This window comes from Saccharopolyspora sp. NPDC050389 (assembly GCF_040655595.1).
Lineage (GTDB): Bacteria > Actinomycetota > Actinomycetes > Mycobacteriales > Pseudonocardiaceae > Saccharopolyspora.
Genome location: NZ_JBFAKG010000027.1, coordinates 87,570 through 108,883 on the forward strand (window position 1 = coordinate 87,570; position 21,314 = coordinate 108,883).

At 68.7% G+C, this 21,314-nt stretch carries 18 protein-coding genes; 8 read left to right on the forward strand and 10 right to left on the reverse strand.

The genetic code is table 11. The features are described from left to right. Window positions 1-103: 103 nt before the first annotated feature. The 3 genes from AB0I53_RS19615 to AB0I53_RS19625 all read right to left on the reverse strand — a co-directional run bounded on the left by AB0I53_RS19615 (window position 104) and on the right by AB0I53_RS19625 (window position 3,178). Entirely contained in the window at window positions 104-1,693 is a 1,590-nt protein-coding gene (locus AB0I53_RS19615) for a PQQ-binding-like beta-propeller repeat protein (RefSeq protein ID WP_358604514.1), read from the reverse strand. A 249-nt stretch (window positions 1,694-1,942) separates the two neighbouring features. Next, window positions 1,943-2,677, reverse strand: coding sequence for an NAD(P)H-binding protein (locus AB0I53_RS19620; RefSeq protein WP_358604517.1), 735 nt, complete (start codon window positions 2,675-2,677; stop codon window positions 1,943-1,945). A 63-nt stretch (window positions 2,678-2,740) separates the two neighbouring features. After that, window positions 2,741-3,178 carry a cupin domain-containing protein gene (locus AB0I53_RS19625; protein ID WP_358604520.1) on the reverse strand — a complete coding sequence of 146 codons (438 nt, stop codon included), beginning with the start codon at window positions 3,176-3,178 and terminating at the stop codon, window positions 2,741-2,743. A gap of 118 nt (window positions 3,179-3,296) precedes the next feature. Here AB0I53_RS19625 and AB0I53_RS19630 point away from each other — a divergent pair, with 118 nt between their 5' ends. Then, a complete protein-coding gene (locus AB0I53_RS19630) occupies window positions 3,297-4,490 on the forward strand; it encodes a hypothetical protein (protein WP_358604523.1) in 1,194 nt (397 codons plus the stop codon). A 287-nt stretch (window positions 4,491-4,777) separates the two neighbouring features. Next, window positions 4,778-6,694 (forward strand): hypothetical protein, encoded by a 1,917-nt coding sequence (locus AB0I53_RS19635; RefSeq protein WP_358604526.1) that lies wholly within the window; start codon window positions 4,778-4,780, stop codon window positions 6,692-6,694. Between the two features lie 142 nt (window positions 6,695-6,836). Here the strand turns inward: AB0I53_RS19635 and AB0I53_RS19640 are convergent, their stop codons facing one another. After that, window positions 6,837-7,358, reverse strand: coding sequence for a hemerythrin domain-containing protein (locus AB0I53_RS19640; protein ID WP_358604529.1), 522 nt, complete (start codon window positions 7,356-7,358; stop codon window positions 6,837-6,839). Between the two features lie 404 nt (window positions 7,359-7,762). Continuing rightward, entirely contained in the window at window positions 7,763-7,891 is a 129-nt protein-coding gene (locus AB0I53_RS19645) for a hypothetical protein (RefSeq protein WP_358604532.1), read from the reverse strand. 80 nt (window positions 7,892-7,971) lie between these two features. Here AB0I53_RS19645 and AB0I53_RS19650 point away from each other — a divergent pair, with 80 nt between their 5' ends. The 4 genes from AB0I53_RS19650 to AB0I53_RS19665 all read left to right on the forward strand — a co-directional run bounded on the left by AB0I53_RS19650 (window position 7,972) and on the right by AB0I53_RS19665 (window position 12,867). Continuing rightward, entirely contained in the window at window positions 7,972-10,695 is a 2,724-nt protein-coding gene (locus AB0I53_RS19650; protein WP_358604535.1) for a LuxR C-terminal-related transcriptional regulator, read from the forward strand. Window positions 10,696-10,817: 122 nt separating this feature from the next. Beyond that, entirely contained in the window at window positions 10,818-10,970 is a 153-nt protein-coding gene (locus tag AB0I53_RS19655) for a hypothetical protein (RefSeq protein ID WP_358604538.1), read from the forward strand. A gap of 82 nt (window positions 10,971-11,052) precedes the next feature. Beyond that, entirely contained in the window at window positions 11,053-11,952 is a 900-nt protein-coding gene (locus AB0I53_RS19660) for an alpha/beta fold hydrolase (protein WP_358604541.1), read from the forward strand. Window positions 11,953-12,135: 183 nt separating this feature from the next. Beyond that, window positions 12,136-12,867, forward strand: coding sequence for a methyltransferase domain-containing protein (locus AB0I53_RS19665; protein ID WP_358604543.1), 732 nt, complete (start codon window positions 12,136-12,138; stop codon window positions 12,865-12,867). Here AB0I53_RS19665 and AB0I53_RS19670 read toward each other — a convergent pair. From AB0I53_RS19670 to AB0I53_RS19685, 4 genes are all read right to left on the reverse strand, one after another. After that, window positions 12,862-14,421 carry an AMP-binding protein gene (locus AB0I53_RS19670; protein ID WP_358604546.1) on the reverse strand — a complete coding sequence of 520 codons (1,560 nt, stop codon included), beginning with the start codon at window positions 14,419-14,421 and terminating at the stop codon, window positions 12,862-12,864. The two genes, AB0I53_RS19665 and AB0I53_RS19670, sit on opposite strands and share 6 nt — an antisense overlap. Before the next feature lie 91 nt (window positions 14,422-14,512). Continuing rightward, window positions 14,513-14,731 (reverse strand): phosphopantetheine-binding protein, encoded by a 219-nt coding sequence (locus tag AB0I53_RS19675; RefSeq protein ID WP_358604549.1) that lies wholly within the window; start codon window positions 14,729-14,731, stop codon window positions 14,513-14,515. A gap of 40 nt (window positions 14,732-14,771) precedes the next feature. Beyond that, the gene (locus AB0I53_RS19680) at window positions 14,772-16,025 is read right to left on the reverse strand and encodes a wax ester/triacylglycerol synthase domain-containing protein (RefSeq protein WP_358604552.1); all 1,254 of its coding nucleotides are present in this window, start codon (window positions 16,023-16,025) and stop codon (window positions 14,772-14,774) included. A gap of 304 nt (window positions 16,026-16,329) precedes the next feature. Next, complete coding sequence (locus AB0I53_RS19685) at window positions 16,330-17,274, reverse strand: NAD(P)/FAD-dependent oxidoreductase (RefSeq protein ID WP_358604555.1); 945 nt, start codon at window positions 17,272-17,274, stop codon at window positions 16,330-16,332. Between the two features lie 506 nt (window positions 17,275-17,780). On the opposite strand from AB0I53_RS19685, the gene AB0I53_RS19690 reads away from it, so the two are divergent. After that, entirely contained in the window at window positions 17,781-19,052 is a 1,272-nt protein-coding gene (locus AB0I53_RS19690; protein ID WP_358604558.1) for a C39 family peptidase, read from the forward strand. Here the strand turns inward: AB0I53_RS19690 and AB0I53_RS19695 are convergent. Continuing rightward, complete coding sequence (locus AB0I53_RS19695) at window positions 19,007-20,440, reverse strand: M14 family zinc carboxypeptidase (RefSeq protein WP_358604561.1); 1,434 nt, start codon at window positions 20,438-20,440, stop codon at window positions 19,007-19,009. The genes AB0I53_RS19690 and AB0I53_RS19695 overlap by 46 nt on opposite strands. Window positions 20,441-20,547: 107 nt before the next feature. On the opposite strand from AB0I53_RS19695, the gene AB0I53_RS19700 reads away from it, so the two are divergent. Further along, the gene (locus tag AB0I53_RS19700; protein WP_358604564.1) at window positions 20,548-21,156 is read left to right on the forward strand and encodes a helix-turn-helix domain-containing protein; all 609 of its coding nucleotides are present in this window, start codon (window positions 20,548-20,550) and stop codon (window positions 21,154-21,156) included. The last annotated feature ends 158 nt before the right edge of the window (window positions 21,157-21,314 follow it).

The following is a 21,314-nucleotide window of genomic DNA, read 5'->3' on the forward strand; positions in this document are numbered from 1 at the left end:
ATGTTGTGGGAGGCTCACCCATCTACTCCATGAGGAGTTCCGATGCCTCGATCCCCGGGCTGCGGCTCGACGGAGTCATCGCATGAATCGGCGGGCACGATCCCTAGGGCACGTCGAATGCCAGTAGCACGTTGCCGTGGTCGCTGGGGTACATCGGGTAGTACCCGGCCTGGACGTAGAGCGTTCCGTTGGCGACGACCGCGCCACCATTGCCGGAAACCGAGCCTCCGCGTCCGATCAACCCGTTGGTGCCAACGAAATCCCGCACAGTGTCGTACTCCCACAGCACCTCGCCCGTGCCTGCCGCGTACACCCGCATCTTGCCGTCGGTGCTGCCCTCGTAGACAAGCCCTGGGCTGGACGTGACCGCTGGGGTGTGCGCCAGCACGCACTGATCGGGATACGTCGCCGCGCCGCCCCAATCGCAGCCGTTGGCCGGGTTGGGCGTTGTCCACACGACCTCTCCGGTGGCCGGGTCCAGGGCATTCAGGGTGCCGGGTTCGGCGAAGTAGGTTGCCACGTAAAGGTTTTGACCATCGTAGCTGCTTCCCCACTGAATGCCGGTGGCTCCGCCGAGCGGTGCAGGGACCGACAACTGCCGCCGCCAACGCACCTCACCCGTCCGCGCGTCAAAGGCGTGGTAGACACCGCTTTTCTGGCCGACGCCCACCAGCATTCGTCCCTGCACCGGAAAGAGGTTCGGCGTCGCCCCCAGGTCGAAGTCCAGCGCCGTGTTGTCCTTCAGGCCGGGGCAGTAGCCCTCCGAATCGGGGACGTTGCACAGATCTCGCCAACTATCCGCGTCGGTGACCTGTTGCTTCCACCGCAGCGTGCCGTCAAGGGCATCCAGCGCGAGCAGGGTGTCGAAGTCACCGCCGTTTCCGGAGTAGTTCTGCCCGGTGCCCACGTACAGCGTGCCGGTCGTCTCGTCGATGACCGGCGAACCCCACACGCCCGCTCCGGAGGGCTCGTACCGGGTCGCACCGCTGGGCCAGGTTCCGACGGCCTGCGGTTCGGGAACGGTGTGGTGGCGCCACATCAGCGCTCCGGTCGCGGCGTCGAGGGAGTCGATGTGCCCGCGGAAGGTGCAGCACGGGTAGTCCGGGCCGACGCCGTGCTCGGCGCTGGAGGCACCGAGGTAGATCCGGCCCTGGTAGTACAGCGGCGAACCGGTGTGCCATCCGCGCGGGTGGTCTTCGGTGTGCACCGCCCAGACCAGCTTTCCGGTGTGCTGGTCCAGCGCGTACACGTAGCCCCGGCTGTCGCCGAAGAAGACCTTGCCCTCGGCGACGGCAGGTCCGGTCGCCCCGTTGAACGCGACCCCGTCCATCGTGCCCGGGCCCACCGAGGTCAGGTCGAATTGCCACTTCAGCTTTCCGCTGCGGGCATCGACCGCGTAGAACTGCTGGTCCGGTCCGCCGAAGAACACGTCGTCGCCGACCACGACGGGCTGGCTCTTCACCCACGCCCCGGTTTTCGGGTACGCGAACGCCCACTTGAGCTTCAGCTCTCCGACGGTGTCCGGAGTGATCCGGTGCTCCGCGCGGCTGAACCTCGATCCGGCAAGATCGCCCTGCCAACTCGGCCAGTCGCCTCGCCTGCCGACCACGTCCTCGCTCGCCGTGGCGCTCACCGTGCCGCCGAGAACCACGGCAGCGCCCAACACGACCAACAATCCGCGTGCCCGGCGCATAGGAACCACTCCCCTGGACCGTGACGTCCCGCCAAGCCTGGCAGCAGCACCAGATCACGTCGATCCGCCACAGGGACCTGATCATCGGGCACCGCGCCCCGCCAAGTGGCCGCAGCCGTTGCGAGGAAACGGTGCCGCACGGCGGGTATCGCCCCGGCAACGAGGAATACCGCTGGCATGCTGCAGTTGCGGCCCGCCGTCACACGTGCCTCCTACCGCACAGCCCGCGAAGCTCTACGCCAAGCCGGGTCAGCGCGCGAGCCAGTCCCGATAGGCGGTCTTGGCGATGACTGCGTCGTCCTTGGCGATGAGGACGTCGCGCGGGGTAGCGGCGAACATGCCGGCGCTGTTGTCGGCGATGACGAGGCGATGGTCGCCACGGGCGGCGAGGGTGATCTTGCCCAGCTCGTCGAGCGCGAAGACCTCGGGCCCGGCGACGTTGCGGGTGCCCTGCAACGGAGGGCCCACGGCGACGTCGGCCACGGCCTGGGCGACGTCGGCCGCGGCCATGGGCTGGACACGCGTCGTGGGCAGGCGGACGGTGTTCTCGTCGGCGGTCCAGGACAACACCGCGTCGATGAACTCGAAGAACTGCGTGGCGCGCACGATCGAGTAGGACAGGGGGCCGGCTTTGAGGATGTCCTCTTGCAGCACCTTGGCGCGGTAGTAGACCAGGCCCGGCACCTTCTCGGCGCCCACGATCGAGAGGACGACCGCGTGGCCGACGCCGGCGGCCTCGGCTGCCGTCAGCAGGTTGTCCATGGTCTTCTGGAAGAACTCGGGCGAGGCTTCGTCGAAGGTCGGCGAGTTCGTCAGGTTGACCACGACGTCGGCCCCGTCCAGCGCCTCGGGCAGGCCCTGCCCGCTGAGCAGGTCCAGACCGGTGGACGGCGAGTGCGGCACCGCCTCGTGCCCGCTCGCGTTCAGGATCTTGACCACCTTCGATCCGATGAGCCCGGTCCCACCGATGACAGCGATCTTCATTTCTTTGACCTCCGTGTTCTCGGAGATGACATGCCCGAGCCTTGAACACGACGGGGCTCGCGGTCAGCTCGTGCGCGGTGCCCGGCGGTTCTTACGCCGGACGAGCTCTTCCTCGTCCACGAAGGTAAGCATCGGTTTGCCCGGTTCGCAGAGCATGGTGACGGTGAAGCGCACCGGGATGTCGTCGCGGTTGTTGCCGTCCTGGTAGTGGATGACGTCGCCGCCCGGCTCCCAGAACGCCTCGCCGCGCCGGACGACACGCGCCGGCTCACCCTCGACCTCGAACACCATCTCGCCGTCCAGCACATAACCGAAGGCCGGCCCGGAGTGCCGGTGTGGCGGGGTGCCAGGGTCGCCCGGCGGGAACTCGACGACGATGGTCATCGCGTGCGCACCCGTCGGGATGAAGGGAGGCGCCGCCTCCTGCACCACGGTGATCGCCGACTGCCACGCGTTCGATGGTGGCTTCTGCCCGGCGGTCGTCGACTCGATGTCCGACATGGAAAGACCTCCCTGATGAGGACGGGGTGCGGAGGGTCCGCTCACCTGACCGGACAACCGCGCACGAGTTGTGACACCTCACTGGTTGCACGCCAAGGCTCAGGAGGCCGCTGACGCCATGACCGGTTCCAGCATGCCGTTGACGGCGGGGCATCAACCTGGGGCTTTGGTCCTCTGCGACCGGGTCGAACTGGTAACCGATCAGTTGACCTTGTTGTCGGAGCGGATCATGCGCCGGCGGCGGGTGCACGCGCCGCCCAGGTCGTCGTCGAGCGACTGCCCCCGACACGACGCAGCGGGGACGCTGCCGCCTGTTTTGATCCGTCTGGGCGCTGGTGGTCGTGGTGGTGTTCGCCGTGAACTGGACGGCGAGCTGATCGTTTCAGGGAGGACATCGGTGCACATCACCGCGCACACCCAACCCAGTGGGAACAAACCGAACGAAGATTGGTTCGTTGCCGCGGACGGTCTTGTAGTCGTTCTCGACGGAGCGACCATCCGCACGGATACCGGCTGTGTCCACGGACTTCCGTGGTATGTCCGCACGTTCGGCGCATCCTTGGTCGCGAACGCCGCCGACCACGCCAGGGACTTGCGGGATGTGCTGGCCGGTGCGATCCGGCAGGTTGCTGCGGCTCACACCGATACCTGCGACCTTGAGCATCGCGGTACGCCTTCTGCGGCGGTCGGCCTGGTGCGCTGGACGTCCGAGCTCCTGGAATGGATCGTCCTCGGGGACATCACGGTCATCGTCGAAACCACCAGCGACGGTGTTGTCGCGACCTGCGACGACCGCGTCAGCCACACCGGCTCGGATGAACGCAGGGAGTGCGACAAGTTCCTCATCGGCACCGACGAGAAGATGGCGGCGATCCTGGCGATGAAGGAGGTCGAATTGGCCTCGCGGAACCAGGAGGGCGGCTACTGGATCGCCTCGAACGATCCCGACGCCGCCACCCACTCTCTCGCCGGCGCGCGGTTCCGGTCGACCAGGTCGTGCGTCTCGCGGTGTGCAGCGACGACGGCATGCGTGCACTCGACCTCACCTCGATCAAAACAGCCACCGACGTTCTGCGGACGATGCAGAAGGCCGGGCCCGATGGGTTGGTCGAGCAAGTCCGGGCCGCCGAGAACCGAGACCCCCTCGGGGCCCGGGTGCCGCGGAACAAAGCTCGCGACGACGCCACCGCGGTACTGGTCGAAACGCGCGGCGGCCACGAAGATCCCGAATGATCATACAAATCGACGAGCGGAGATCCGTCCTCGCAGTTACGTGCCGAGTAGCTTCGTGGCGTGCGACGAACCGAACTGACCAGCCGTGACGGCACTTGGGTGGGCCTCGAATTCGAGGCGGAGGGCCGCCCTCGTCCCGGCCTTTGCGTGTGTGCGGCTGGTGGTGGACGGCTGGCGCTTCGGCAGCGCCTGGCACAAGAATCAGGACCGGAGTGGCGTGCTCACGTCGAATGGCGAGAGCACGCACCGGAATTGGCCGGCATCTCCCGCTGGCTCATGTCGAGCAATCGGGTTCCGCTGCTCTTCTGGTCGGCGTACCTTGTTGGCGTCACCGCGATCGTGATCTCGTAGCAACTGGGGGGCTGCGTGCAGGATGTGGTCGCCGCGCTCTTCCAGTGGGCGTACGGGGTCTGGCCGTCCTACGGGCCCGCGATCGTGCTGGCCTCGTTGGTGATCAGCGCGTTCCTCATCCCCTTCGCCGTCCTTGAAGTGCGGATGCAGTGGAAGGTGTTCGCGCGGTTCGGTGCCCGGGCGTGGAGCGACGACCCGAGTTCGAGGCTTTTGGCGTACCGCGAGCTGTACAGGGGGCGGCGCCTGCTGCTGTTTCTCGCTCGTCGAGCGCTCCTGTTGGGTTCGGCGATTCTCGTCCTGGTGACCGTGATGCGCTGGCATCAGCACCGAAGTCAGACGACCTTCGCCGGTATCGACCTCGGGTCGAGCGTGTTCACGGTGGTGATGATCAACCCGCAGGACTGGCCCGTCGTCACGCACTCGGTGATCCCCGCCGTGTTCGTGCTCGTCTACGCCGTTGCGGGCGCCAAGCCGCTCGCGGGCTCGCGCACGGTACACCTCCTCGGCGCCGCGCTGATAGCGCTGCTCGTCCCTGGGGCCGTCGTGCTCTACCTCCTCACCGTGCTGCTCGCCACCAAGGGCGTAGTCGGCCTGATGACCCGTGCCGCTACGTTCGCCCGCGAGAACCGCCACGACCGCGTGCGCGCGACGGGGTGGGCTGATTACTCCCTGCCCGCAGATCGTTGGCAGCCGGGAATCCTCGCTCTTTGGGGAGGCTGGCTGGGGTGCCTCCTAGGAACGGCCGCAACGGTCGCGGCGGAGTTGTACGCGCTGACCACGCTTCCCGGCGATCCACGGGATCTCAGCCTCGGGTTTGACACCGAACCTCTTTTCATTGGTTCCCTGGTCGGAGCCGCCGGACTGCTCGTTTTCGCGAAAGGCGAGAACCTTCGCTGGATGGGCCAGATCATGCTGTCCCGAATCAGCGCGTACCGGGATGAGCACGGGTTCCCCCAGCGCACGGAGAGCCTTGCTGCCCTAAATCGCTCGATGCCCCGGCCGACGCGCCGGGCGGGCATCGGGTTGATGGCCATAGGTGGGATGGGAGCCTGCGGCTTGGGCTGTACCGGGGTCATGATCGGTCTCCGGTACACGTGGGAACTTCTTGCGGGCGGAGGAGCGCCGCTATCGGTCTCCGTCCTCCCGCTGATTCTCGGGATAGCACTGCTGGCGCTGGGGAACGGCCTGCTCCGTGCAGGTGGCCGACGCGTCCAGCACATCATCTCCTCGCCGAAGGACCTGGTGGCGGGTTCATACGCGCTGTATCTCCGATCCTTCGACGAGGACCCCAAGTTGGCCCGGCTGCACCGGATTCCCCGGCCGACCTCGTTGGTGCGCGGCTTCTTCACGGCCGGCAATCCGGAGGAGGAGCGACTCGCCGACGCGCTCGCGTGGGCCGGGCTCCCGGTAAGCGTGGGACGACCGGGAGAGCGAGCACCGCACGTCGGAGTTCCGCGCGTGTACCTGCCCTTCGACGGCTGGCAGGAGCCGGTGCGGGAAATGATGCGAGGCGCGAGCCTCGTAGTCCTCGTACTCGGCCGCGGAGCGGGCACCCTGTGGGAACTGGGCGAGGCGATGCGGACCCTGCCTCCGGAGCGGCTGCTGCTGCTCGTGACCATGCCGCGGCAAGAGTACGACCGGTGCAGGGAAGTCGTGGAAGCCGAGCTGCGGGAGCAGGTGGAGGCGGTGAGGCGCGAGACGGGCACCCACTGGACGCCGCCATCGCTCCCCGACTACGCCGGAAGCCCTGTCGTCGCAACACGAATCCGGGGACTCATCTACTTCACACCGGCCTGGAAAGCCGTCTTCGCGCCGCTAGAACGCCCTCCTCGCCTGGAGAACCAGCTCTTGGGAGCTCTCGACCGGAGCATGTGGCCCGTCGCGGTACAGCTGACCGGCTACGAGCAACGAACCGGCAAGAGGCACAGCTGAGGGCACGGTGCAGGCACGATCGGCCTCTCGACGAGTTCAACCGGCCTTGGCATCAGGTCGCTGCGAAATCGGGGTGGTGTTCTTGCGCTCTGCCGCGCCTGGTGATCTCGACCGGCCTAGTCCCGGTCGAGATGCGCCGCTGCTATTCGTTGTTGTCGTCTTCGGTTAGCAGGAAGTCTGGCTTGGCTTCTCGCCAGCCTGGGACGTTCATCGAGTTCAGGACGGAGATCAGCTTCTTCTCCTCGTAGATGAAGTGCGTTTCCATGATCGCCGACAGGCCCTCCAGTTCCGCGCGCACGTTCGCCGCGGCTGCCGGGTCCGGGGTCGCCGGGAGGTTTCCGAGCAGTTTCTCCAGGTTGCCCAGGATCCAGTCGATCCGGTTGTGGTCCGTCTTCAGCTCGGAGATCACGTTGCGCAGTTCGGGGAACTCGTCGGCGATCACCGGGAACGCGCCGCGGTCCTCGCCGGTGTGGTGGCGCGTGAGGGCCGAGCAGAAGGAGAGGCAGTGGGCCCGCAGATCCCGTGACGGGAGGCCTTTGCCGTCGAAGTAGTCGTCGACGTCGTCCCGGAGGTCTTCCAGTTGCTCGCGGAGCCAGATGTGCACTTCGATCAACTGGTTGCCGAAGGCGGTGAGGCGACTGCTCGCCTCGAAACTCCCAGCCATGCTTCTCCTCGGATCGGACGTCTCCACGCTCGACCGCCAGATGCCCGAGCGGCCGACGGCACAAACGATAGCGATCTTGCTCGCGCCGGGCTGGAGCGATCGTGGTCGGCCGGCGAGCTCGGCTGTCGGCGTGCGATCTCGTCCGGCACTTGACCGAGGGTGGCGGCGGACGCGACAACATCTGTCCATTGTGGACCTTTTCAAGAATCAGGAGCCTCAAATCCTGTTGCCCCAACGGCCGAAAGTGCCCGTTGACCTGAGCTTGCGCGCAGGTCAACGGGTGACTACCCCGCGTCATTCCGGCTGGGCCGTCGTGCGGGCGTGGTGGTCGGCGATTTCGTCGCTGGTCGTCAGGCACACCCCGGGGTGCCCGGCGATGTACTCCAGCGCCTTGTCGACGTCCTTCACCCGGAAGGCCTGGCCGTGAGCAGCACGCTCGCCCGGATGCCGTGCCGGTCGAGGCTCTCCATCACCCGCCAGAAGCCCACCCGGGCTCCGTAATCGCGCCAGCCGTGGTTCAGCAGGTCGGGCACCAGCGCCGCCGTCGCCTCGTTCAGGCTCGTCGAGGGCTGGCCCGGCTCGCCAGGCTGATCGCCTGTTGCAGAATCGCCTCATGTTGTACGGGCGCGCGGTGGAGCAGGCCGCAATCGACGAGCTGACCAGCGCGGCTCGGAGCGGCACTGGCCGGGCTTTGGTTCTGCGTGGGGAGGCCGGCGCCGGGAAGTCGGCTCTGCTGGACTACGCCGCCGCTGCCCCGATGCGCGTGCTGCGGGTTACTGGGGCGGAGCCGGAGACGGATCTGGCCTTCGCCGCCTTGCACCAGCTCCTGCTTCCGGTGACCGATCTGCTGGATGCCTTGCCCGAACCGCAGCGCGATGCCGTCCGCGGCGCTCTGGGCCTGGCGGCTCCGCCCGCCGAGGACGCTCGTTTCCTCGTCTCCGCCGGAGTTCTCTCGCTGCTCGCCGAGGCCGCCGCCGATGGCGGCCTGCTCTGCCTCATCGACGATTTCCAGTGGTTCGACCGGGCGTCCGCTGACGCGATCCTCTTCGCGATCCGGCGGCTGCGCGCCGATGGTGTGGCGGTGCTCATCGCCGTCCGCGACAACGCGGGCCAGGTCGTGCGCGACATCCCCGAGCTGCGTGTTGGCGGACTCGACGAGAAGAGCGGGGCCGAGCTGCTCGCCGGGTGCTCCGCCGCTGTTCCCACGGCGGCCGTGAACGAGCGTCTTGTTGCGCTGACCGGCGGCAATCCGCTGGCGCTGCGGGAGGTGGCCGGGACGCTGACGCCCGAACAGCTCACCGGGCGGGTGCCGCTTCCCGATCCGCTGCCGGTCAGCGCTGGGGCCGAGCTGTTCGGACGCCAGGTGGCGGAACTGCCCGCGCCGACGCGGCTCGTGCTCCTGGTCGCGGCCGCCGAGGGATCCGGCGAGCTCGGCTTGGTGCTGGGTGCGGCGGCTCGGCTCGGCAGCGATTCGACAGCCGCTCTGGAGGCCGCCGAGACGGCCGGGCTGATCATCGTCGAGGTCTCATCGGTCCGCTTCCGGCATCCGCTCATCCGGTCCGCCGTGTACGCGGCGGCGACCTTCGCGCAGCGGCAGGCCGCGCACGCCGCTCTGGCGGAGGTGCTGGAGGAGTCCGGAGATCTTGATCGGCAGGCCTGGCACCGGGCCGCCGCGGCGACCGGGCGGGACGCGCAGGTCGCCGATCGGCTCGCCGAGGCAGGCGAAAGGGCCCGGGCACGGGGCGGTTACGCCGACGCGGCGACCGCGCTGGCGCGGTCGGCGGAGCTCACGCCCGAACTGACCGTGCGGGCCCGGCGGCTCACCGACGCGGCGACGGCGGCCTGGCTCGGCGGGCTGCCGGGCCGGGCGGAGAGCTGCCTGGCCGAGGCCCGCGAGCTGACCGACGACCCGCGTCTGCTCGCCGAGCTGGCTCAGCTGCACGGCCGCTTCGAGCTCAGCTCGGGCGACGCCGCCGAGGCGCAGCGCGTGTTCACCGAAGGCGCGGAACGCGCCAAGGATGCCGACCCCGCTCGTGCCCTGCAGATGCTGGCCGATGCCGCCGAGGCCGCCGCCAATGTCGGGGACGCCGCCGCCATCGTGCAGATCGGCCGGTGCGCGGAGACCTACCAGGACACCGATCCGTTCCTGCGGGCGATCCTCGTCGGCATGGCAGCGATGCACGTGGGCGACGCCGAACGGGGCGTGCCGCTGCTGCGCGGTGCGCTCGCGCGGACCGATGAACTCGGCCGTGCCGACCGGCTGCTCTGGGCCTCCGTCGCGGCCGGTGAGTTGGGCGAGATCGACAGCGCGGCGGAGTACATCATCCGCGCCGGGCAGGTCGCCCGCGTCTCCGGCATGACCGGTCAGCTGCCGGTGGTTCTGGAGTTCGTCGCCCGGGCCGAACGCATCAGCGGCCGCTTCACCCTCGGCGCCGCGATCGCCGAGGAAGGGCTCGCGCTCGCGCGCGAGGCCGGCTACACCAACTCCACCGCCGGGCACCTGGCCAACCTCGCGGTGGTCGCGGCCGTCCAAGGCCGGGAGGCCGACTGCGAGCGCTACGCGCGGGACGCCCTCGCAATCGCCATCCCGCACCGCGTCGGGCTGCAGGCGAGCGTCGCGGCCTACGCCCTGGGCCTTCTCGACCTCAGCCTGGGGCGTTTCGCGGCGGCACACAGTCGTTTCGAATCGATGGCGGGCGCCGGGCCGGGTGCGGGCCATCCCGTCTCCACGCTCCGCTCCACTCCCGACCGCGTCGAGGCCGCGATCGGCTGCGGCGAGCCGACCGCCGCGCACACCGCGCTGACGGCGTACGAGCGTTGGATGGCGAACGCGCGCACCTCGGAATCGCAGGCGCTGCTCGCCCGCTGCCGCGCGCTCGTCACCGAGGACGGCGAAGAGGCCGTCCCGCTGTACGAGGAGGCATTGCGCCTGCACGCCGGGGACGGCGGCTCGCCGTTCGAGGAGGCCCGCACCTCGCTCCTCTACGGGGAGCGCCTGCGCCGCGTGCATCGGGGAGGCGACGCTCGTCTGCCGCTCCGCACCGCTCTGGAGACCTTCCAGCGACTCGGCGCCGAGCCCTGGGCGGAGCGCGCACACGACGAGCTGCGCGCCGCCGGTGAGTCCGCGGCCCGGCGCGAGTCCGACGCTCTGAGCACCCTCACGCCGCAGGAGCTTCGCATCGCGCGGTTGGTCGCGGACGGCGTGTCGAACAAGGAGGTGGCCGCGCGCCTCTTCCTGAGCCCACGCACCGTCGAATACCACCTCTACAAGGTCTATCCCAAGCTCGGCGTCGCCTCCCGCACGGAGCTGTCTCGCCTGGTCAACACCTCCCAGTGAGCTGATCCCAGTACTGGCTCGCACGGGCCCAGTGGTCCTACGGATGGCACCGGCCGCGCACTGGACCAGGCTTCTCCTCACCGGCCCGGAGCACCTCCGGCCGGAACGAGAAGGAGCGACGCATGCGAATCACCTTCAGCACGGCCGCCGCGACGGCGATCCAGCAGCAGGCCGCCGGATCCGTCCCGGCGCGGAAGGACGTCCGCCAGCACCAGCCGATGCCGCGCTCGATGCCGCGCCCGAGACCGCGGCCGAGGCCCGGCTCGATGCGCTGAGCGCAGCGACCTGAAATCACCACACGCCGAAAAGGGCGCCCTTCGAACAGCGTCATCGATGAGACGCGAAGAGGAGCTACGCATGACTGCCGAACGAATGATCGCCAACGGGAACGTCGAGCTGTGGACCGAAGAGTTCGGCGACCCCGGCCAGCCTCCGGTGCTGCTGGTGATGGGCTCGATGTCGCAGGGCGTGCTCTGGCCGGACGGGTTCGTCGGCCGGCTCGCCGCCGCGGGGCGCCGCGTCATCCGGTACGACCACCGCGACACCGGGAAGTCGAGCGCGATCGACTTCGAAGCCGATCCCTACTCTTGGGCCGACATCAAGAACGACGTCCTGGCGGTCCTGGACGCGTACGGAATCGACCGGGCGCACATCGTCGGCCACTCGGCGGGCGGGCTGCTCGGCCAGTGGATCGCGGCCGAGCAGCCGGAGCGGGTGCTGTCCCTCACCGTGATCGGGTCCTCGCCGCTCGGCCGCGGGGAAGGCGCCACCCTGATGCGCGCCCTGATGGGCGAGGACCCGCAGCCGGGCGCGCTCCCCTACCCCACCCAGGCGTTCATCGAACACTTCGGCGAGGCCGCGGTGAACCCGCCCGCGCCCGACCGGCGCTCCCAGATCGACTTCGCGATCGAGACCGCGCGGGTGCTGCACGGCCCGGCGATCCCGTTCGACGAGGACGAGCAGCGGCGGCTGGAGGAGCGCATCTTCGACCGGGACCGCGATCCCGCGACGGTCGCCAACCACCGGCTCGCCGCGATGTCCGATTCCGGTTTCGAACCGGTCGGCGCGCTCGCCCGGATCAAGGCCCCGACGCTGGTCATCGAGGGCACGCACGAGCCGGTGAAGCCGGGCCACGGCGCGCTGATCGCCGAGGAGATCCCGGACGCCGAGCTGATGATGATCGAGGGCATGGGCCACACGCTGCCGCCGCAGGTGCACGAACCGCTCGCCCGGGCCATCCTCGCGCACACCTCCTGATCGCAGCGGGACACGTGTGGGTCCGACCCGAATCCTCCTACTGGAAACGACTTTCATGCTCTCGGATGATTGAAGTGGGCAACATGCTCCTCAAGGATGAACATCGAAAGGCTCCTCCTGCCCGATGCGGGCGAGAACGCAGAAACCATCGTGATCGCAGTCTTGCGTTAGGAGATTTTCCAGATGTCCACCGGAGAATTGCCACGGGCGCTCGGGCCCGCGCAGCAGTCGTCGTTCGACGTGGGTGTGCGGCTGGCGCAGCGGCACGGCGAACTCGAGGGTCGGCCGGCGGAGTTCGAGCTGCTGGGACTCCGGTGGGATCTGCTGCCGGAGGTGTTCGCGCCGATCCACACCGCATCCACCGAGCTTTTCTCTCAGTGGTTGCCTTACCCGAACGGCGGAAGTTTCCTCGAAATAGGTTGCGGCACAGGCGTGATCGCGGTGACCGCGGCGTTGCGCGGCTGCGCTTCGGTGTCCGCAGTGGACATCGTCCCGGCAGCGGTGCGCAACACCGGGATGAACGCCGCCCGCCATGGGGTGGCGGATCGGGTTCGGGTGCTCCGCAGTGACATGTTCGACGCCTTGGACGCCGACCAGCGCTTCGACGTGGTTTTCTGGAACTCCAACGTGATCCCGGCACCAGCGGACTTCGACTGCGCCCTCCCGACGCAGCGGGCGATCTTCGATCCCGGCTATGCCGCGCACGACCGCTACCTCCGGGAAGGGATCGCGCGGCTGACCGAGAACGGGCGGCTGTTCCTGGGATTCAACAGCCTCGGTGACCTCGCTCGGCTGCGAGCGCTCGCCGCTCTGATGGACCTGCGCGTCACCGAGATGCAGCGGGCCACGCACCGGACCGGAAACGCGCCGGTCACCTTCCAGCTCCTGGAGATCAGCGCCGAACACCGGCTATGACCGCGCCGCCGCGGCTTCGCGCAGCGCGGCGCGGTCGAGCTTGCCCACCCCGATCAACGGCATCGCGTCGAGGAGTTCCAGGCGCTCGGGCATCTTGTACCGGGCCACCCCGCGGGATTCCAGGTGCAGACGCACTTCCCGCAGTTCGGGAGACACGTCACCGGCGGGCACCACGTAGAGGCACACGATCTCGCCGTGCATCGGATGCGGGCCTGCGACGGCCGCCACCTCGGCGACGTTGTCCAGTTCCCGGACGAGCTGCTCCAGCTCCTCGGCGCAGATCTTCTCGCCGCCGCGGTTGATCACGTTCTTGATCCGCCCGACGACCTGGAGATCACCGCTCGGCAGCTGCCGGACGAGATCGCCGGTTCGGTAGAAGCCGTCTGCGGTGAAGGCGTTTTCGGTGGCTGCCGCGTCCCGGTAGTAGCCCGCGACCGTCGCCGGGCCTCTGGTCAGCAGCTGCCCGGGGTGCTCGGGTGGAACGGGTGCGCCGCCGTCGTCGACGATCAGCACTTCCTCGGCGGCCGAGACGGGCCGCCCCTGCGAGGACGACACCACATCCGCCGGATCGTCGAGCCTCGTCGCGTTGCACAAGCCTTCCGTCATGCCGTAAACCTGTTGCACGACCGGGCCCAGCGCCGACCGGGCGCGCTCCGCTGCGGCGGGCTCCAGCCTGGCGCCTCCGACCTGGACCACGGCGAGGCTGGAGGTGTCGAAGCGATCCACGTCGAGCACGTCCAACCACTGGCTGAGCAGTCCCGGTACCGCGGCGAAATGGGTCACCCGCTCCTGCTCGATCAGGCGCAGTGCACGCCGCGGGTCTTCCGCGCTGCCGAGCACGACCCTCCCGCCGGCGGCGAGAGCACCCAGAGTTCCCGGACAGGACAAGGTGAACGCGTGCGCGGCGGGCATGACCGCGAGGTACACCGTGTCCGCATCAATCCGGGCCACCGCCGAGTTGGTCCGGATGACGTGACCGAGGGACTCGTGCGTGCGAGCGATCACCTTGGGCGGCCCGGAAGTTCCGCTGGAGAGAAGCAGCGCGGCCGCATCCTGTGGCTGCGGCTGATCGATGGGTACTACGGAGCAGCCGGAAGTGCTTGAGGTACTGCACAATTCGGACATATCCACGATGTCGCTGCCTGACGGCAGTTCTTCGCCCGCGACCAGCAGCAGGTCGAGGTGCGGATGCCGGGGACGAAGTTCTTGAACCATCGCGAGGTGGTCGAACCGCCGCATCCGGTGCGTCAGCGCCATTGCGCGGCTGCCGGTCAGCTTCAGGACGCGCTCGACCTCGTACGACCGAAGCGTCGGGAGGAGGAGCATCGGCAGGGCGCCGATCCGCATCAGCGCGAGCAGGAGTACGACGAACTCGATGCTGTTGGGGAGCTGCACCGTGACCTTGTCGCCGCGCCGCACGCCCCGCTCCGAGAGCCGTCCGACCGCGCGATCGACGGTGGCGGCAAGCTCCCCGTAGGTCATCCGCCGGTCACCGGACACCAGCGCGCACTTGTCCGGAATGCCTTTCCCGTGGCGCAGAACGAGTTCGTGCAACGTTTCGGGTCGCCACCACCCGGCCGCGCGATAGCTTTGTGCGCGCTCTTCGGGGATGCCGGGAATCTCGGGCCGATCTGGCATAGCTTTCTCAACGCCTTTCGATGACGGCGTCGAGTTCGGCCACGGAGAAGTCCGTGGCGCCCCACAGGTCGATCCGCACGCCGAACCGGCGCTCCAGTTCCAGTTCGAGCGCGGTGATCTCGGTGGAGTCGAGCCCCAGATCGGCTTGCAGCCGCGTGTCCGCCTGGATCTCCTCCACCACGCCGAGGCCTTGGAAGATCTCGTGCAGGGCAGCCTCGTTCCGCATGGTCCAACTCCTTGTTCGAAGGGATTTCCGGGTATGCCGATCAGCTGTCCGGCTCGGACCGCGCTGCGGCCGGCTCCGCCAGGTCGGCCAGCAGCGCGATCTCCCGCGTGACGGCGTCCGCGAGCATCCGGGCGTGGCCGGGAACGGTGTTGCTCACAACGCTGAGGCTCAGCGCGTCGGCGTAGCCCACGAGGGAGAAGCTGATCGTGCCCGGTGCGGGGATGTCCGGCATCGCGACCACGCGGCGGAGTGGCGCACCGCCGAAGGCCCATGCGCCAGGCGCCCACCTGAGCGCGGTGCATTGCACGGACGCGAAGTTGGGCGAGGTGAGGAGCGTGGTGGCGGCGCGAAGTGCCCAAGGCCCGAGCCGCAGCGCAGCGTCGAGCAGTCGCGCGGCGCCGTCCACGGAGTCCGCGCGACCGGAGGTGAGCGCTCCTCGACACGCTGCCAGGCGATCTTCCGGACGGTCCGCCGCGGCGGGCAGTTGGATGCGCACACCCGAGAGGACGTTGCCGAGTTCCTGCGCGTTCTGCCAGGTGCGGCGGTTCTTTGGCACCACGGCGTACAACTCGCCGGGCTTCCCCGGCCAGTCATTCGGTCGGCCGAACACGCTGCGGACGGCACCCGCCGCGCCGGCGAGCAGGACTTCCGTCGGAGTCACCCCTTCGCCGGGCAGTGCGCTGCGAACGGCTCGCAGTTGCCTCGCGTCAACCGACGCGCAGGCCAGCTCCGGCTCGGTATCCACATCCGCTACAGGCAGGCTCCGCCCGCCGACCAGCACGTTGCGCAAGGTGCTCATCGCCGTTTGCCGGACGGATGACGATTCCGGCGTGGCGCCGGTTCTGGTCCGAGCACGAGGCTTGGGACCGTCGAGCAGGTGGCTGAACAGGATCTTGCTGGATTCCATGTCGAGCACCGCGTGGTGCGCGATCAGGACGAGGGCGAATCCGTCTCGCGACGGCTGGCGCACCAGGTGCAGCCGCCAGGGCGGGACATCTCCCACCAGCGGCTGGATCATGAGATCGCCGAGCAGGGCTTCGAGTTCCACGTCGTCGCCTACGACGACCTGCTGTCGCGGGTCGAACCGGTCGAGCACCGTCCAGCGCCTTCGCCGCAGACGACTCTCTTCTGTCGGCAGCATCCAACGCAGCCGGGAGAACGGGCCCCAGCGCTCGGCCACCCGCTCTCGCAACACGGTGATATCCGGAGGCTCACCGGAGAAGATAGCTGCCACTCCGGCGGGCTCGACGCCGTCGGCCAGGAGTTCTTCGGTAGCTGACAGGAAGTTGTCCATGCTGCCCTTTTCTCGAATTTCGCCGAATCCATGTGTATCCAGGCGGTAATCGAGCAGCAACCTGATTCGCCGAACAAACCTCCATCGAGTAACACCCGACGGATCGGCGACTATCGCAAAACTGACTCGCATTTGCGAAATCGCCCGACTCCGACGGAGAACACGTCCGCGCGGCATGGCGCCGACGGATGCGATCGTCGTTCGCGACGCCGGAATTGCGGGGCCGACGCACCGATCATCAGCACGTGGCCCGGCAATCCTCGATCACGTCCGGCGGCAGCCGACCCGTTCTAGAGCGGGTTCATCATGGCCGGTTCGAACGGTGCGCCACGACGGCCCGTTCGACGTCGTCCGCCAGCAAGTAGTGGTTCAGCGCGATGGCTGCGGTCGTGCCCGCGCTGGCGGCGTTGAGCAGTTGGGCCGGGTTGTCGACGACGTTGCCCGCCGCCCACACCCCGGGCACGGTGGTGCGCCCGGAAGGATCAACCGAGACCCAGCCGTTCTCCCCGAGCTCGCATCCCAGTCCCTTCAACAGCCCGTCCTGCGGCACGAACCGAGGACCGACGAACACCACCTCCCGCGACACGACCTGGCCATCGGCCAGCTCCACGCCCGAAACGCCGTTCTCGTCCGCGAGGACGCGCGCCACGTCGCCCTCCACGATTCGCACACCGCGGGCGGTCAACCGTTCGCGCTCCTCGTCGTCCAGGACGATCCGGTTCGGGAAGAACACCACGTCGGACGACCACTGCCGCACCAGTTGCGCCTGGTGCACGGTGAAGGGCCGGTTCTCGCCGCCGATCACTCCGAGAGGCATGTCCCTGACCTCGTAGCCGTGGCAGTACGGGCAGTGCAGCACGTCGTGGCCCCACCGCTGGCGAAGGCCCGGGATGTCGGGCAATTCGTCCCGCAGCCCGGTGGCCACCAGAACCGACCGGGTCATCAGCTCCCGCCCGTCCGCGACGCGCACCACGAATCCGCGCTCCGCACCGCTTTCGACGCCCTGCACCCGGTCGCCGATCACCTCTCCTCCGTAGCGCGCCACCTCCACTCGCCCGACCGAGTACATCTCCGCCGGGGACATGCCGTCTCGCGACAGGAACCCGTGCAGGTGCTCGGCCGGCGTGTTGCGCGGCTCGCCGCCATCGACGACGACCACCCGCCGGCGGGACCGCGCGAGCACCATCCCGCCGGTCAAGCCGGCCGCGCCGCCGCCGATCACCACAACGTCGTAATCCATTGCGTCCATCGAACTCACCTCCGCAACCGGGCCTGCGCCGTCGTCCGGCCAGACCGGTAGCTCCATCTCGTCTTTCCCGAATTTCGCGTCGTGGCGGGGCTTGGAGATCTCGCTTCCGCCGGCATCTCCCGCGCGAGCGCCCGCCTTCGCCCCGAACTTCCAGGCAGGACAAGGACGTTCCACACGGCCGGTGGTCGTAGCGATGATTCCGCTGGTCAGTTCCGGAACGGCGGGCGTCCCTCTCCCCAGCACTTCCAGGCCATGTCGCGGCAGCCCCGCATCGACACGGTCAACGCCGTTGACAACAGCAGTCGGATTCGACCGGAGCCCGGGCTAACGGGCTTGAGAATCCCCAGTTGCACATCCCGGCCGATCCCGCCCTCACCGGCGCTTCGCACCCTAACAAACCAAGATCACGCTCCGCGTCCGACCCGGCACAGAGAGTCTCGTAGCCGGTTCGGGGCCGGAAACCTACACTCCGAATCGATCGATGCGGGTGCCGATTGAGGTGTCGGATGCGAACATCCAGAAAGATCTGGCTCGCCGGCGTGCTGGCGTTGACAGCAGTCGCCTGCTCGCAACCCGCGCCTCCCGACGGGCAGTCCGCCATCGACTTCCGCCAGTGGCGTTCCGCGCAGGACTTCCAGTCGGGCAACGCCGAAGGCATCCGCGGCGACGGGGCGAGCATCCGCATCGATCAGCCGATCGGCACCGTCGAGCATCCCGCCGCCGAAGGCGGCACGACACGCGACTACGACTACGCGCGGTGGACGTCGCCACCGCACCGGATCGGCTTCGCGGCGACCCAGCTGGTCGCTTCCTGGAACGCTTCCACGCCGCCCGGGACCTGGCTGCAGGTGGAGATGCGGGGCCGGACCGACACCGGCGCGCAAACCGGCTGGTACGTGCTGGGCCAGTGGGCGTCAGGCGATGCCGACATCCACCGCACGAGCATCGACGGCCAGGCCGACGTCGACGGAACCGTCAACGTGGACACCTTCACCACCAGCCCAGGCACGACGCTGTCCGAGTACCAGCTCCGCGCCACGCTCTACCGCGCCGCCGGAACTCCGGCCTCGCCCACCTTGTCGATGGTCGGCGCGATGGCTTCGAGAATCCCGGACCGGTTCGAGGTGCCCACCTCGGGCCCCGGCGGCGCCTGGGGCATCGAACTCCCCGTGCCTCGCTATTCCCAGAACATCCACAGTGGACATTATCCGCAGTACGGCGGCGGTGGTGAGGCGTGGTGCAGCCCGACATCGACGGAGATGGTCATCGAGTACTGGGGAAAACGGCCATCTGCGCAGGATCTGGCCTGGGTCGATCCGCAGCATCCCGACCCCGCCGTCGAGCACGCCGCACGCCAGACGTACGACTACGCCTACGACGGCACCGGGAACTGGCCGTTCAACACCGCTTACGCGGCCACCTACGGGCTGGAAGCGCACATCACCCGGCTGCACTCGCTGGCCGACGCGGAACGGTACATCCGCAACGGCATTCCGGTGATCACATCGCAGTCCTTCCGAGCCGACGAGCTCGCCGGCTACGACACCGAAGGCCACATCATGGTCATCATCGGATTCACCGCCGACGGGGACGTCATCGCGAACGACCCCGCCTCCTCCGACAACGCCGCGGTCCGCACGATCTACCCCCGCGCCCAGTTCGAAAACGTCTGGCAGCGCACGAAACGCCACGACGCCACCGGCAAGGTCGCCGACGCTCCAGGCGGCATCGCCTACATCATCGTCCCACCCGGGCACGCCCTACCGCCCGCGCGATGACGCCTGGGCTTTCGCCGTGGTTGGTGGTCTCGGACGTACTCGGCCGCGGCCAGTCCGGCGCACACCTGGGTGCCTACGGCGGAACGGATCGGCGGCGGTTCCGGCACGTCCCGCTCCAGCCGTGCCGCTTCGGCCTCGAACTCCGCAGCAGCTTCTTCTCGATGCCCTGCCAGCCGCGCCGCCGCCTCGCCGGGCGGGTGTGCCGCCAGGTCGAGGTCGAGCATGCGCACGTACATGCCTCGAAGGCGCTGCATCGTCCCGCGGAACAAGATGATGCGATGCCACTCCGCGACGGTGGCGAGCTCGTCGCCGTCTTCGATCGCCGCGAGCGCGTCTCGTTGTTGCGCCGCCATGAATCCGTACATTTCGAGGGTGTGCCGGACCGCGCGGTGCAGACGGGTGTCCAGCCGCAGATCCTGCTCGAACTCGGCGAACCGCTCCGCGAGCGTCGCCGAGGCCGCGAGCACCTCGACGCAGGCGGCGAGCACCTCGCGGCGGGTCAGGGAGGACGGTGCCGGGTCGCAGCTTCGCGGGTCGTCGAAGGGTGAGACCTCCGGCAGCAGGCAGAAGGTCCGGTACCGCCGCAGGTAGTCGCTGATGAGCCCGCCGTGGCCGGCGAGAACGGCGGTGGTGGCCGGGTCGGGAACGCCGTTGTCCGCGAGGAAGTCGTAGATGCCCGTCACGCTCGACACCAGGCTGATTCCCGGCGCCAGCAGGACGTCACCGGGGTTGGTGGCGGGCTCGGTGGACAGGTGCAGGCCGAACCAGGACGGCACTTCCTGGAGCACGGCGTGGATCGGCCCGCATTCGTGGCTGACGTAGTAGAAGGTGCCGCCGATCTCGGCGTTGTGCAGGGCGTAGCAGAAGTCGGGTTCGGCGTCGTCGATGACCGACATCAGCGCCCGCGTCTCCGGCGGCGGCCGGTCGAAGGCGAGGGTCTTGTACCTGATCGGGAAGTTGAGGTCGGCCTCCTCCGCCATCGCTTCCCGGAAGAAGTGGCGGTGGTACTTCGTCAGCGTGATCGGCGGCTTGAGCCAGGCCTCGTTGAGCCGGAGGCCGTCGGGATCGACGGCCTTGACGAAGTGCCACGTGAAGTCCAGTTCGGCGCGCAGCGACGCGTCTTCGCACAGGCGCCTCGCGAGGTATTCGATCGTGAGGGTGCCAATGGGCTCGTTCGAGTTCGGCACGGCGTACACGACGGCGGAGCGCGACCCGTCGCCGATCGTGAGGCACTCGATGTCGTCGCCGGAGCTGGACGAGCCGACCGTCCGCACCCGGACGAGGTGCGGGAACTCGGCGGCGAGTTCCCGGGTCGACGCGGTCAGCTCGTCGAAGGTGGGATAGGCGGAGAAGTCGGGAACGTCTGCGGCGATTGCGCGGAGATCCATGGGCGATCGGTCCTTCTCGGAGGTGCGGCCGGCCCGGGCTCGCGGTTGCGCCCGGCCCTATGGATAATGACGTTATTCAGATAGTGTCGTTATTTCAAGGAGCCGATGTGGCGACGCGCGCGGAGACCCAGGAGCGAAACCGGCAGGCGTTGATCGCCGCGACGCTCGAACTCGTCGCGAACGCGGGCTACCGCGCCGCGACGGTGGAAGCGATCGCGGCGCGCGCCGGGCTGACGACCGGCGCGGTGTACTCCGCGTTCGGCGGCAAGCGCGAGATGTTCTACGCGGCAATCACCCACGGCCGCGGGGCGCTGGACCTCGAAACCGACCTGGATCTGCCTCCCGACCGGCCGGCCACCGAGGTGTTGCGCAGCTTCGGCGCGGCGATGGCCCGCACCGCCTCTTCCGCGAAGGTCCGGCGGGTGTACCTGTTCGAGCTCGAACTCGCCGCCCTGGTCCTGCACGATCCGCTGTTGGCGCAACGGCTGCGCGCCGATGGAGACCCGCTCGTCGAAACGCTGGCCGCCGCCCTGACCTCCCGAACCCATCCGGACGGGAGCGCATTGCCCGAAGGAGCCGCGAAGCGCATCGCCGCCGCGGCCGTCGCGGCGGCTCGCGGGCTCGTCCAGCACGACCTCTTGCGAGGCGACGCCATCGACGACGGACTCGTCATCGAATCCTGCGTCGCACTCGCCACGCTCCCACTCGCCACCTGAAGTCCACAATGGATGAGCCGGGCGCGGCACGAGCGACCCGTGCGTACTTCGTGTCGCTATAGCGCCTGTTTCCAAACTCGTCCTGCATAGCGGTGCGGGTGGCGGCCCCCCTGCGGGAGTCACCGCGGTCTTCTCGCTGTGGGATCCCCGACATCATG